Consider the following 15,656-nt stretch of genomic DNA (forward strand, 5'->3'; position numbering starts at 1 on the left):
AGTGGATGAACAGCGCTGGCTGGCCATCCCTCGACTGTAATTAACCACCTGGACCGCTCAACGATCGCCTACTGCAGAAGGTCCATGAACCCTCTCAATCGTAGTCGAATGTAGGGGTTATTGCAGCAAATCGTCCAGTATCGCCTCCTCTAGCTCACCTCTCAAGGCGACAGCTGCGCGGTCACCGATTTGCATGGGGCCAAACAGGCTCGTTCTAAGCTGTTGCGCGGTACCTGCCTGAGAACCGATCTCTTCCCACAGCAGGTCGCAGGGCTCAGTCGCCTCCGACCACTGAATCTCGGGTAGCCAGTGCAGGTCATTATTTACATCTCCTAGATTGCGGACTAGTCTGGCATCGGTCTGTTCCTGGCCAGGAGTTGCCTGGTTGCCCGCCAATAGCCCGTGTATCCAATCGCCGGCCATAACCACCTGTGATGATGAGGTGCTGGCAGTTGGGCTTGGTGACGACGACGTCGGAATAGCTATTTGCACTCCGGTCGCAGGCGGAAGTACCGCTTCACCTTCGCCCTGGCCCAGACCTTCGCCTTCACCGGCAGCGGCTGGTCGAGAATTCAAATAGTTGATAACCAGCAGAGCATCAAGGGCGGTGACTCTACCATCGCCATTGACATCGACGTAAGGCGGGGCATTGGTCACCGTCGCGCTGGCTAAATCATTCGGCCTAGCTGGATCGTTTAGCCAGTTGATGACCTGCAGAGCATCGATCGACGAGACAAGTCCGCTGGCGTTGACATCCAGATTCCAGACCGGATTGGTAAACGGGTTAGCGCGAATCTCGACTGGCCAATCTTCGACTTCACCATCTGAGGCCTCACCGATGGGTGAACCAATAGCGTCTCGATCGGTACTTAACCGCACGCGGGCATAGCTGTTACCACGATTGGCTGTAGCCGGCACTAGGAAGGAGACGGTGGTCACTCCAGATCCAACAGCCTCAGCGTCCATGATTTTTTCTGCGTCGGAAAAGAACCCATCGCCGTTGAAGTCGATCCACAGCGAGGCGTAAGCCTGACGGCCCGTTGTGTTGGTAACGCTGATTTGAGCACTGGATTGGAAAGCGGTGTTCAAAACACCTATTTGCAGACCGTCATCCACATCGGCGTTCGGCACACGAGCATCGGCGTCCGCCGTCACAGTTGCTCCCAGGCTCAGGCCATCGACAACCTGGTGACGTGGTCCATTGTCAGCGTGTAACGACAGATAGGGCGCCGGCGCGTCACCATAGTCGAACCCTTCGCCCAGGAAGACGGTCAGAATGGTTGTGCCATCCACTTGATTCGGCCTGAGCGCGTTGCCAGCCATGTCGCGAATCGCCCCGATCTGCCCTGCCCCAGCCCCCGAAACCCCTTGAGCGCCTTCGATCAGCAGTCGATTGCCAAAAGTGGTCAAGGTAACTCCGGTCAATCCCGCATTGGTGATCGCCTGGCGAATCAGAGCTGCCACCTCAGACGCCGTGGCATCGGCGGGAACCGAAATCGCCACCGCCGGCGGTTGTCCGGCGATACCTATCTGGGTAAGAACCGTGTTCGACAAACTCAATTTGGTGTTGGCGTCTCCACCCAATCGTACCGCGCCGTTCCCGTCGTAGCTGGCTGCCAAACCGAGTCCCGCACTATTGATGGCCGACACCAGCGCAGCACCGATTTGATTTGCGGACGCTCCTGGTGTAAAGCGGACCGGGGTATTGCCCGGTTGAGCATTGTTATTGGTGTCCAGTTCAAAGGTGACTGGACTTCCGCTGCGATCGATCGTGAATGTTTGACCGTCAGCAAGGCCGCTCGGCACGCCTGCAACCAACGGAATCTGCAGGCCGAACGCACGTTGGACACCTGTCTGGCCTGTTACAGCCAGGCCGCTGGTGAGCGTCTCAAATTTGACTGCCGAAGCACCCTGAATTTGCAACCGTCCAGGAGCGATCTGACGGACATCAAGCTGTAATTCAGACTGTCCAATTGCAGCTATCAGCGCCTGAGTTGCCTGGAGAAGCGAAGCTCCCACAGGCAAGGTAACCACGCGATTGCCTGAACCGACGGGACCGTTATTGTCGATCTCAAACACGATGCGCCGCGTCCCATCATCGATGGCAAAGGTGGCTCCATCTTCCAGCGCGGCATCTACGCCGTTACTGCTGGGGATGATCACCCGAAGACCCAAGTCGATTTCGAATTTGGTCAAACTGCCGACTGCGTCAACAATTTGAAACTGGTCGCCATCCTGATAGGCCGTGGCGGGATGGGCAACGACGGCAGCCTCCTTAGAGTTAACTAGGCGAATCGTATACACACTTTGGCCGCGCCAAATACCAGCCAATGGCTGCAGGCGAATGACGCCGTTGGTCGAGTCGTAACCGAAGCGATAGTCAATGCCTTCGGCCAGCGGCGCCCCATTGCGATAGACCAACACCGACGATGCGCTAACTGTATCATGATTGATACCGGAACCGGTCATCGGGTCGGTGGGTTCCAAACCATCGATCAATCGAAGATCGAAATACTGTGGAGTCGCGCCAATCAGTTCGACGATTGTGGGATCGCTATTGCGGTCCAAACCGGCAACATCGTTATCGCCGGGACTCAACATGACCACTAACGGACCTGCCAAATCACCACGTTCGCGAGCGCCACGATCTTTGAATGCGTTTTCACCGACACCAGCCGGGGTCTCGACAGTGGGGTCATCTACTCGCAATTGTCCGTTGATGTCCAGCCGGGGAGCCAGGATCGGAGAGGCGGTGTAGCCCAGCGGTTGCTTGACCGCCACCAGGGATGGACGATCTTCCAGCGAGTCGATTGAGCTGTCGATCACCGGCGATCCCATCGCTGGGAACAGATTTCCAATTCCGGGACTGATGTAAATCGTAGCGGTGTTAGGCGATACGATGGGCAGCCGTCCCAGGTCGGCTACCCCGGTCACATTGGCTGTGTTGCGTTGATACAACGATCCACCAATCACAGTGGATCGACTGGAATTATCCACATGGATACCGGCGGCATTGTTGATCAGCACATTGTTCAACAATGTAGCGGTGGCATTGCTTGTGACCGATATGCCGGTCCCTCCGGCGGCATACCGATCAACGGCCACGCTGGACAAAGCTCCCACTGCGTCGATATCGGCACCTACGGAATTGCCAGACTGCGTTCCTTGACCGGCAATGTCGGTCAAACGCACGAAAGCCAGTCGGCTGTTGCGGTTGAACCCAAAGGCGTCGATATCCAATGCGGGTACCGCAGCCGACGCACGTCCCACGGCAGTCCAAGCTAGGCCATCAGCGCTAACTTCCACTAGCACCTCTTCAGAATCGCCCACTTCAAACACGACCAAGTCGGGATCGGCGTTGCCTGAGCCAGTCAGCAAGTTATCTGCAAACTGCAGTACCAATTGACCACCACGCCCCAGGCTGACCGCTGATCCGCCCGGTGCCGGTTCACCATTGTTCGCCGCGCTGGGAGGTCCCAACGCAACGTTGGGATCGTCCAGCCCTGCGATCGGGCCGGGCCCACCACCGATGAGCGGCGAATAGCGCACAACGGCGTCGGCGAAGGCCAGATTTCCAATGTCAAACACGAATCCACTGTGGATCGTCGGCACAAACTCAGCAACCGCGCTGAGGGAGCCGCCCAGGATCGTATTGTTGACCAGCCGCACAAACGGTACCGAAGCCGGTGGCAAATTGGCTCCGCCAGCATCGCCGACGACGCTGATGCCGCCACTGCGATTAAACAAGAACTCGCTATTCATAATCACCGCACCCGGAACCAACTGCTCATCGTTGATCGTGACGGTGTTGCGCGGCGTGCCAGTGATCGGAGCATTGGTAATCGGGTCGCGCAGCGAGCTGGTGACCAACGCTCCAAACTCCAGCGAATTTGAAACTCGGGCAGATTCGATGACGATCTGGCCTTGTGGTCTTTCGCGATTGGCTCCGCCGCGACCTCGAGAAATGATCAGTTCGCCCAACGAATCAGGGATTTGCAGGACCGCTTGGCCGATCATTACCACGGTGTCGCTGGTCGCACCCATGCGATCGTTGTTCAACAGGTTTGCACTGACATCAGCCAGGAAAGACTGGATACCGGTACCGTTGACAAGATCGCGGAATCGGGCGGCAATCGTCTGAGCTGACTCGGCTGTCACAGATCCCGTCAGTTGATTGACCACGGCCGTATTGAAAGGAAACGCAACCCGGCCTGGCTGGACATTCAGGGAATCATTGACATCATCCAGCTCAAAGGTAACCACGCGCGTTCCGTCGCTGACAGTGAATGTCGTACCAGCGATCAGCGCTGCAGCGTCATTGAACTTGATCGCCACTCCTGGACTCAACAAACTGTCGATGGCCTTGGAATCAACGTATCGGATCGTGGTTTCCAATCCGGGCAATCTGGGCACACCATACTCGTCACCGCCGCGAACCTCCAGTTGATAAGGTCCGGTATAGATGTGTTCGATACCACGCGTGTCGCGCCGTGGATTGGTAACACCGTACTGTGGATCCACGATGAAGTCGGTGCTGCCTACGATCGGACCAAGCACCATTTCACCGCGACCTGCCAAGCCGATGATAAAATCGTCCACGAGTACGCCTTCATGGGCGTTGTTTCGACCCTGCAATGAACCGGGGAAAAAGCGATCGGTGGTGCCGTCGAACCTCGTACCCGCATTGAAGGCACTGAATGCATCTCCGACAAACGTTGTGTTGGCCCCGAAGGGACCGGGATCAAAAGAAAACGACGATGGTTCGGGCTGCAAAGTGACTGGATTGAAAGAATCGTATTGCACTAGACCGGTCACCGACAGAGTATCACCACCGCGAATCGGGTAGGCCGTCGTAGCCCCGCCGGCAAAGTGGTCCGCCAAAGCTCGTTGGAGCGCGACGGCCACTTGGGCTGCATTCATGTCAGCAGTAATTCGCACGGGCACTCCGCCACTGCCTAAGGCGCCTTGAGTCGCAATGGCTGCACCAGGCGCAACTTGTACCGTACTGGCACCTTCCAATTGCAACCGACTGCCAGCGACAACCGGAGACAGCATTCTCTGAATACCGATCTGCAGGACATAGTCACCGGTCGAGCTGCCCGTTGCAGCGGTACCGGCCACGGTTGCACCGTAGTTCGAGTTGCCTGCGGAACTAACGCCAATGAAGTATGTTCCATCGGCTGGAGCCGTGAAACTCAGTAGACTATTTGTCGTTCCTGGAGCGTTATCGTTCTGTACTAATGAGCCATCCGTCCGACGCAATGGTTGCCCCTGCCCGTCGAAAACTCGCAGAAATGTGTCAAGTGAACTGCCTGGAGTTGCCTGAGCTTGCACAATGACCGTGGCGCCGCGGTGGGCGAAAACACGCACCATATCCACATCCATGGCCGCGTTGCTGAGCGCTGCATTATCGCCAATGCGCCCAGTACCGCTGATCAGCATCGAGCTACCGTCGGCTCCGCTGGCCTGAGCCTTAGTGATGATGTCGTTCTGCTCTGACGTAAATGACAATCCACTGATCACGCTACCCGAGGCGGGGCGTGTCAGGATGGCTTGCTGCAAAGCGGTTGCCAGTTGCTCAGCGCTCATCGCTGGGCTATAGACTACCGCCACATCCGGCGCAGACACGGGAGCACCTGTGGTGAAGACGAAGCGAGTCCCGTCGATCGTTACCGCGTCACCCTGGCGTACCGCGCTGCCCGACGGCAAAATTAGCGACACACCCATTTCGATTTCGAACCGCTGACCATTCAAAAGTAACGCCTGTCCGTCGGACAACCGGTTGGCACCGACCGTGCGAATTTCCGGTCCCTTGCCACCGCGCAATCCATATCCAAAACCGCCAGCCGATGCAAACTCGATCCGGATCTTGACGTTGTCCTGTCCAGCGAACAAATGCAGTGGAATGCGCGCTTGCCGCCACTGGCCAGTGTTGTCGAACAGCCGTTGAACTTCATCGTTACCCGAAACCGACAAGTCCAGCTCATCATCGAAATTGCGGTTATTGCGAATGCTATGCGCAGGGTCGTTATTGGTCGCCGTCAGAATCCATCGGCCATCTTCGCCAGCGACATATACACGGAACGAATCCCGCATGTAGTCGTTGGCATCGCTGCCCAGTGGCAAATCGGAGGCGGCGCCTTCCGAAGCAAAGAAATAGTTGAAATAGAGCGTCGGCTGGTCACCTGCGCTGACTCCTCGAAGGTTGAACGGCAGACTCTCCAGAGCACCCGCTGCACCACCGGGAAAGTTATAAGTCAAATGGTTGGGACTGCCGGTATTTTCCAAGCCAAAGTAGAAACTGCTGCCGCCCGTTTCGGCGATTCGGGAATTATTGCTGGTCTGCTCCAAACCATGACCAGGATCATCAGCACGCCGCCCTGTAGTGTGCCACAAGTTGGTGTTGAGTGTCGAGAATGTCAAGCCGGTAGCACTGGTCAGGCCAGTCGAGATTCTGGTAGCTCCATTGGCGAAGACGCGCTGAGGAACTCCATTGGTATCGAACGCATGGACGTTCCCCGATGTGTCCAACCCGAACAGTATCTGCGTCAGTTGTCCGCCACTCACGTTGGCCGGGCCAGCCACCAGTGACGAGAACTGAATGCCTGTCAGCGCGTAGGAACTATTCACATACGTGCCGACGTTACCGGTGCGCGGTATCGATGGATTATCCACAAAGAATAGACCACCGGTGTCACTGACCGCGTACATCCGGTTGCCGATCATAGCCGCCCCGGTAATGATACCTCCCGGAGCCACACCCCGAGCATGCAGTGGTCCTGCACTCAATACTAATGCTCCCACCAATTGCAGAGTATCACCGCTGGTGGTTGCGCTCAAACCGGGAATACCGGACTGGTTAATGGCAACTGCCAGACGCTGAGCAACCGTTTGAGCCGTGTCCGACGCCAACACATTGACCGAAATATTCCCGCCAGCCACGTTCCCACTGCTACCAAAATCAACGAACACTCCATCCTGAACTAGTTGCGTAAATGCGCCCGTGGTAGCCCCACTAAAATTCATCCTGCCGGCGTGGAAACTCACCGTGATATTGCTGGGCATGGCTGCGGCGATTGCATCTACGAATTGTTGCAGCGATGCGCCGGGCGCTAATCGAATTCCCACAGCACCCGGCGTCACCGAGGGTCCGCCGAGACTTAGGTCAAATTCATAAGTCACACCGTCCAGAATGAACTGTCTGCCATCGGCTACAGAGATGCCCTGAGCCGGGTTGTAACGCACTTCGACTTCTGGACCAAAATTGAACTCAAATCGCGTGACGAAGTTTGTGCTGTCGATCAGGCTGACCACGTTTCCATCTCGGATGATGCGATCTGGAGACGAACCGGCACTACCGGCGGTTGTGGCTCTGCCGACCAACTGCGAGGCGCGAGTGACAGCATTCCCCGCGAGGTCGCGTGTAAAGGTGTCGATGTAGCCACGCTCAACAACGCTGCTGCCAACGCCTACACCGCGGGCATTGCCCTCGCGACGGAAGCCAGGGTCATTGTCAAAGCTGATCGCTTGACCATCGTTAGGATTGATTTCAAAAATCACGTTCGTGAATCGAGTCACACCAGGCCGCGTCTGACCCAGTGGCGGATCACTATCGGTGATAAACCGCGGGGACGAGTAGCTTGGCTCGACACCTGCGGGCGTCGGCCGACTGGCCACGATGAAGCCTCGCTCCCGATCTCCCAAGCGGCCAAAGGTCAGCGCTTCTGGATTCCAGCCGTCATTGCTGTCGATGACGGCATCCAAAGCTTGATTGAGACTAAACGTGTCCAGTGTGGCATCAGCGGATGACACCTCTTCGGTGATGGGATTGACCGTGAAGTAGTTCAAAAAGGTATCGCGATCGCCATTCTGAGTGACGACGGCAGTCCGCGGCCGATCAAAGGCCTGCATCTGGCCGTTGACGCGCATAGTTAAGTCCTGAATGTCACCCGCGACTCGTCCAAACTGATTACGAACCTCGCCGGTGAATGGATTAACCAAATAGACATTCGTTAACTCTACGCCATTGGATCGTCCCACATTCTGCGTCACATACATCACCATGTCTGACAGATCGAAGGGCACGACAGACTGGATGGGATCAAACAACACATCCATCACAGGCGGTAGTCCGGTCGAACCAATGCTAAAGTTGACATGGTCCTCGGCAATAAGCTGGAGACTGTCGATGGGTTGCAGTCGCACCCTGCTGAAGGGACTGTTGGGATCGGTGTACTGGGACATCACCGCCGGCACCATCCGCAGATTGGTCACGGCTACGTAGTAAGTACCGACCGGAAGTTCGTAGGCCCCGACCAGCGGATCGAGATTCCCGAAGGAACCGCGTGACAAATCGGAGTGATTCTGTCCAGCCACAGCCGACGCTTGGTCATCGACGTGCCCGCTGCTCAGGCCACTCAAAATCAGGGTGCCTGCTGCGTTAAACAAGTAAATCGAGGTATCCGGGCGCCCGATACCATCGGCATAGTCCACGTCAAAAATCGTGGCAAAATACTCGCGCAGGCCAGAGGGAGTGATCCGTTGATACTGCAGATCAAACCGATACCAGTCCACGTCGTTCAAATTGTCCAGCGCACCAGAAACGCTCAGTGCCTGTCGATTGGTAGCCAGCAGATTGCCGATGGGCTGCGCGTTTGCAAATGTATCGTTGCGGGGGCCGGTTAAGCTGCGTTCGATTTCACCAATCTCGCCCAGCAGCGGTGAATTACTGGGAACGCCACGCAGGTGCAGGCCGTTGGTCGCATAGCGAATGTCGGCATAGCTGACACCCGAGCCGGGTACTTCATCGTCCTGGCCGAGGCGAATTTGCAATAGGTAACTACCCGTAGTCAGCCCCCGTCCGACCGATGCAGATGTCAGCAGATCGCTGATCGGATCGCCATCGCGCAGGCTGCTGCTGCGCACGCGCACATGGTACAGATTCGTGCCGCCTGGATTGCCCGGCAGGACAACGCGCATCCCTGCATCTCGTGGATTGGTGCTATTCAAATCCTTGGGAGCGCCTTGAGCAGACGCGTAATAGAACTCGGGCATGCTCTTGCGCAGCGGATTGACACTGAACTGTGGCATGTCGGCCGCGCGGAACAACAGCGACGGATCGGCCTCTTCGGCTAGCGAGTTCATGGACAGGGCCAGCGTGCGCCCATCGGCACTGACGAGTTCGACGACCGTATCCAAGGAGTTATCCGTACGGTCAATATCCAGCCAGACTTCAGAACCGGCATCCGCCAAAAAGCTGTAGACATCGACATCGCCTGGGTGAGCGATGTTGCCCAATACATGAAAGCCCAGTCTACGATTCTCGTCATCGCTCTTCTCGCGACGAGCAATGCCTCCTAGATACTGGGCCGAAAACGTGGTGTTATTCGTCCCGGAAATGCGTGAACCGCTGGATTCGTTCTCGACAACCACCGCTAGGTTACGGTCGTTGCTGTAGGTGTCCAGCAAAATACCGCGCCAATCACCGGCCGATGCTGACGAGCTGGGGTTGCGCGGGATCAATTCCAGGAAAGAGGTCACTACCGAACGATTGGCTGTGGCTTGGACGTCCCACGCGAATGCCGAGGTCACGTCGGCCAATCCGTAGACCTGCCCCAGTTGTGCGTCAATAAACGGAACTAAATTGGCGGTGTTGATGTTACCTGCAAGGCTGTAGGAAGCACCAGTCCCCACGATGGCCGTCTGCAAATTATTAAAGCGATCGGCCGCCCATCCCACGTAATTTGCATTTTCCAATTGCCCTGGAGTCGTGGAGTAAACTCCACCGTGGCTGAAGCCAACTCGCTCCGGACCATCCAAGGTAAACACTCGAAAATCGGCCTCTCCCGGTGTCCCTGTGACGTACAGTAAATCGTCGGAAATGCCCTCGACATCTTCATCCAGATAGTTGATCACCCGCACGCTGCCCAGCGCTCCCGTACTGGTCAGAATGATTCGATTATTCAGCCGCGCAATACCGTTATCCATCCAAGTCTCGACTCGCCAATTGATTAATCCGTTGGCACCTGTCAAGTTGCCTTCGCTGATCACAAAGTCAGGGGAAATCAGCGTGGGAGGCGTCGTGATGGTGGTTGAAGCCAGATCAATCGCTTGGCCATTAGCACCCACATCTATAAAATTTGTGTGTGCAAACAGCACGTTACTGTTGATCAACAACCGCGAGTTGCCAAGGGCCGTGATGCCACCGCTGCCCGCGAAGTTGGACCTGCCACCCGGACCAACGTCAAATCCGAAATAGCCCGGCGTGTTGCGGTCCACATCGTTATCGATCAATAATCCATTGTTGACTTCTGGTCCGGTGGGCAATCTAGCGCCAACCGCTTGGGTTACCGGCACCGTGTGGCGCTGCGGCGCACCGCTGGGCGTAAAACCAGCTCCGACCGTGCTGTCGTCCAAGCTGGTCAGAACGACCGGGTAGTTGGGCAAGCCCACGATCTGCACCGAGCCACCAATTCGTCGGGCGTTGTCGATCGGCAAGCCAGTGGCCGTCAGCCCGGCCTGCTCACCCTTAAATTTGACCACTAGGCTCTGGCCATGCCGACTGGTTAGCCGCAGTCCGCTGTAGTGGTTGTGATCCGAAGCGATGATCTCATCCAATACCACATGTACGATGTCCGTGTCGTCCCAGATACCTTCGGTAGTCATCACTCCACCGCGAATTACCATGCCGTTGATGGCGTTGTCAGCCAATCGATTGCCAGTGACCAGCGGACCGTAATTGCCGGTGGATTCAACGCGGCTCAAAAGTCCACGACTGCGCCCCGAATCTACCACTGTTTGGTAATTGAGTGCATTCACGTTAGCGCTAATCGCCGGCCCTAAGTTGCTGTGAATGATGTTTTGAGCAATGATCGGTTGTGCGCCGCGAATGAAGACCGTGGCGGGCGAATTCCAGCCACGCCCCGATCGCAGAGGATCATTGCTGGCCGTCGCTCCATTGGCGTTATTTTCTAGACGGCTGTTGGTGAGTCGCAAATCGCCCTGATGCACCTCAACCGCAGCGAAATCGCTGAACCCCCCTTCGACGCGAGTTGCCCCACCGCCGTAAGCGACCACCGTGTAGTCCAGACTCGTCTTGGAGCCTTGGCCGACGTAGATGCCGCCCCAGTCACCAGATACGACCGGCGTGGATCGACTGCCGGTATTGAACGTACCACCGGCACCGTAACGATGATCCATCAAAGCAGTGAACACTACCGGAAGTCCGTCGCGACCTTCGGCAATCAATTGCCCACCCCATGCGGCGTCGATACGGGAACCTTGCAGCTTGACGATCGTTCCCGGATCGACTGCCAGTCGAGCATCTGGCCGAGTACGGAAGCGCTCCAGATCGTCGGCCAGTTCAAGGCCCAGATCGGTACCGGTGTCGATAAAGCTGCTGGGACCGCTACTCAAATGGCTAAAATCAGCAACCAAGACATAAGGACCTTGGCCGTCAGCCGAACTACGGTAGATGCGATTGTAACCGGTCGGCAGATTGGTCAACGAAACCGAGCCCAACGTGAAAACCGGAATCAACGTGTTAGACGGGAACACCGATGAAGTCGGCTCCGATGGTGCCCCCTCCACTCCGCCGACCACGCGCGTGACTCGATAGTTGTATAATCCGGGCAACAAATTACCGGTCGAAATCCACTGTGGTGCTACACTAAATATTGACGGAGCTTCGTTAATCAACACGGCTCCACCGGGAGTGCCTGCGATGACCAGATTCTCGGGCACAAAGTGGACGATGTCCGTATCGTCAAATCGACCGGGGATCGTCATCGTTTCCAATTGCGTGCTGGTGTTGGTGCGTACGCGAACTTGCAGGCCGTTGATCGAGTTGTTGACCAGTTGATTGTAGTGGATGGCTGGTCCGACTCGATCGTAGTCCACACTGAAGGTACCACCGCTGCCATGTTGCTCGGCTGGCGATTGGAAATTGTTTTCTCGAAAACTGTTCGGTGTAGCGCTCATAGCCGCATCGGCGCTATGCGTTATTCGCGAATTGCCAATCGTTGGCCGCGCATCGATCATTTGGATCGGCGTGATAACCTGCGATACTCCGTCAACGACAACTTGGCCGCCACCATAGCGCACATCTGCGTGCGCCACCCAGTTCAAGAATTGCCCTTGAGCTTCATTATTGACCCGCGCCGGATCGGAGCTGTCCACCCGGTGCCTGAAGTCGATGCCGCCCCAATCGCCTGCATTGGCAGCTGAACCAACGACTAGGGTGTTAGCGTTCTTACCGATTAATGGATCGCTGGCGCTGGTAAAATAGACGCTGCCAATGACCGGTTGACCGCTGGCGTCACGCACCAGCCCCCCAGCTTGATTGACCAGCTTGGGGGTGCCCAGCACCAACAAACTACCACCGCTGCGGTCCACGTTCGTCGAACTGCTGCCAATACCGACTCGTGAACGCCGCATCTTCAGAACCGCCGCCGCGTCGATCATGACCGTTACGCCGCGCGGCACATCAAATGTGGCGCCGTCGGGCAGCGGGCGTCCCAAGCTATCGAAGCCGATTTCGTAGGCCAAGTTATCGGCTAATGTCGCCAGCGACCCATCAGCTCCGGCATTGCCAACGATTCGCACTACGTCACCCGGCTGAGCTGCCGTAAGTGCTTCATGAATATTTCGATAAGGTGCTGCCAGCGTGCCACTACCGCCGACTGGTGCGACTTTGTCGACAAATTTAGTATTGGCTGGCCCGGCTGGTCGGAACCAGAAGTTGAATACGCCGCCCGCTTCGCCGCTTGAATCACCGTCAATGGGCAGGCCTGTACTGTCGCGCAGCACGCTCTGCGCCGGTGGACGAAAATCCATTCTCAGTTGGTAGGAACCTTGACTGCGCCCGCCTAGGCCCGAATCGGCAATCGTCGGATCGTATGTATTGTTGCCGCTGGCGCTGACACCAACAATGTAGTTGCCTTGCTGCAAATCCAACTGGACGAACGAGTCCGAGCTGTAGTAATCATCATTGGCCGCTATTTCTACCCAGCCACCTTGTGCATTCTGCTGGTACAATCGAATCGTGGTATCCAGCAAACTAGCCTGTGACATGCGCTCGGCGAATGTCTCGATGGTAATGCGGCCGGCCACCGGCAAGCGGAACTGATATAGGTCGATATCCTTGCTATCGGGACGATACAGATATTGGCCATGCACGATGTCTACATCGCCCGGTAAGACGATGTCGGAACCGACGCCGGGTACTAAAGCTGAGTTGAAGGCTTGCACGGTGAAGCCGTGAACTTCATCCGCTAACCCCAGTCCCATTAGCCGACCGACGGCCTGCATGGCGGCTCGTTGAAATGGACCGCCGACTTCGTTTAGCGTTGCGTTGCTGAAATCTTGGATGTCCAGCACCGCCGCTAATTGTCCATTTTGCAGATAGCCAGCCTCATAGTAGGTGCCACCGACTGCATTCACCTCGACCACGCCGGGCTGCCCGCTGCCCGCGACATCCTCGAACGGTCGAACCGCGCGATGATCGCCCACGGCAACTGTGAATCCACGATTGGTGCTCTCGACAAAGCGCACACCTAAATAGCGCTCGTACAACGACATCACCTCGCGCACGCGCAGCCGCTGCTGTTCGGTAATGGCATTGGATAGATTGGTGGTTCCCAAACGCCCTAGGAGACTTTGGAAGTTGTAGTAGACAACGCTGGTGCCATCGACGTTATCAGCGATAAGGCGCAGGTTGTCTTGAAAACGATTGTAGCGGCCTCCCGGTTCGTCGCTGCCGCCTGGAAAATCCAGCAGCAATGGAGTTTGATTCTTGATTTCGGCGTCGATTAATATGGCTTGCGAGCCGCCATTGCCGGGTGTCCAGGTGCTACCAAGGTTCATCGCAGTGCCAAAGGTATCGCCTGGATTGACCGCCAAAGCATTCACGGCCACGGGAGGTAACGGTGCGGATTCATTGGTGCCCACTCGCAAACGCAGGTCAACCGCCGGCAATATCACGCCAGTGACTGGGTGCCGTAGCTCGTCTAAATTGCGGTCATAGATCAAACTGACTCGCCCCGCTTCCGGAAAATAGCGAATCGCCGCTGGTTTGAAAGGTGGCTGATCGTCTCGCGTGTCCAGTGTGTCATTGGTGTGAATCAGTTGGTAGAAATTGGGGTCCAGTACGGACGCAGCCAGCGTGCTACCGGACTTGAGCACAATCGCGTCAGCGCTTTGCAGGAAGAAAGGAACACGGGTCTGCTGCAGGGTTGCCAGAGGTGTCCCATTGACCGTAGCGATGGCACTCAAATCAATCAGCGCATCGTCGTTGAAATACAGGTCGATCTGATTGCGGTTTTGAACTAGTTGTCCGCTGGAATTGCGAAAGACCGGCTGAGGGACGACCGATTCAATTCTGGCCCCCAAATTCAAGCCGAAGACAATGGTTCGCGAGACGCCATCGTTGAATACCTGGCCGTCCACGTTTCGCAGAGCGCGCGTGCCTCGACCCAGGATATCAATGCGGTATTGACTTTGCGGTAGCCGTTCGGCAAACCGCAGCACAACTTCGCGGTCGGTATCGCCCAAGCCCACGTAACCTGGTTGAATCTCAACCTCGCTGACGCCACCCAATACGATGGGCGAGTATGTTGTCGGCTGCCCACCGATGCGTATCGCCCCAGCACCGCTGACCAACCGAGCTTCGATCAGTGTCGAGGATAGGGAATCGCTGGAGTTAATGGCGTCGACAAATTCTTGGATGGTCGTCGGGAAACGACTGTGGCTGTTGACTTCGACATTGATGGTCTTGCCCGAGACCGTCACGATGGGGTTGGCTGCTCCGCCACGATCTCGTGAGGTAACATGGATGCGAATGCCGACTCCCGCATTTCCCGGCTCGCGGGCCACGAAATCCACGGAAACGGTATTGCCGAGCCCAAAATCGGTGGCAGCCTTGCCAGCACCCGCACCTGCCAACACAAAATCGCGACTCGTGTCGGCGGTCGGCGAAATCGCGATGGTGTCTGAACCACGCAATCGCAGTGCGTACACTAAAGGACTGGCTGCGGTGACTGCGCCGTCATAACTAAATGCTTGCAGCAAGTCTTGTACTCGCGTTTGCAACAGCGGATTGTTATTCAATTCAACATTGATCGTACGCCCTACCACAGAAACTCGTGGCAATCGAGAATCTGATCGCGACGCTGTGGTAAAGTGCAACCTGATTCCATTGCCAGCCTCGCCCACTTCGCGGGCATAGAATTCAACTAACGTTTGACCATTCGTTCCGAAATCGGTCGCCACTGCAGCGCGTTCGAAGAGGCCGTCGGCGCCACTGCGGACGATTCGGATGCCAGACAGAGTCTCGGGATCGAGGCCCACAGCATCGTCAAAGCGAAATACCAGTTCTCGCGGGGAGACGCTCAGAACGTCGCCACTGTCCAATAAGGAACCCGCATTGGGCTGGACCCCAATCAACTGCGGACCGGCCGCCAGCAATTGGCGCGTCTCCAATGCCTCTAGCAGCACGCGGCGTACACTATCGCGTTTGGCTGTGCGACCGACCGACGGCAGCCTCAGCGACTTGAAGAAACCACCTTTGGCCATCTATGAAAACCTCTTGATGTAGTGCGAAACTGCAATGAGTTGCGCGGCAGTAGCTCGTTTGGATGTGTCTGCAATCAACATATTCT

The 15,656-nt window shown here is 56.5% G+C and carries 1 protein-coding gene; it reads right to left on the reverse strand.

Translation table 11 applies throughout. The annotated features are described in order from the left end of the window. Nucleotides 1-117: 117 nt before the first annotated feature. A complete protein-coding gene (locus KF752_14720; GenBank protein MBX3422804.1) occupies nt 118-15,570 on the reverse strand; it encodes a pre-peptidase C-terminal domain-containing protein in 15,453 nt (5,150 codons plus the stop codon). Between the last annotated feature and the right edge of the window lie 86 nt (nt 15,571-15,656).

This window comes from Pirellulaceae bacterium (assembly GCA_019636385.1).
GTDB lineage: Bacteria > Planctomycetota > Planctomycetia > Pirellulales > Pirellulaceae > Aureliella.

What these genes read in the sequence shown, in the direction of transcription:
- KF752_14720 (MBX3422804.1), bottom strand. Translation starts at nt 15,570, where the DNA reads ATGGCCAAAGGTGGTTTCTTCAAGTCGCTGAGGCTGCCGTCGGTCGGT.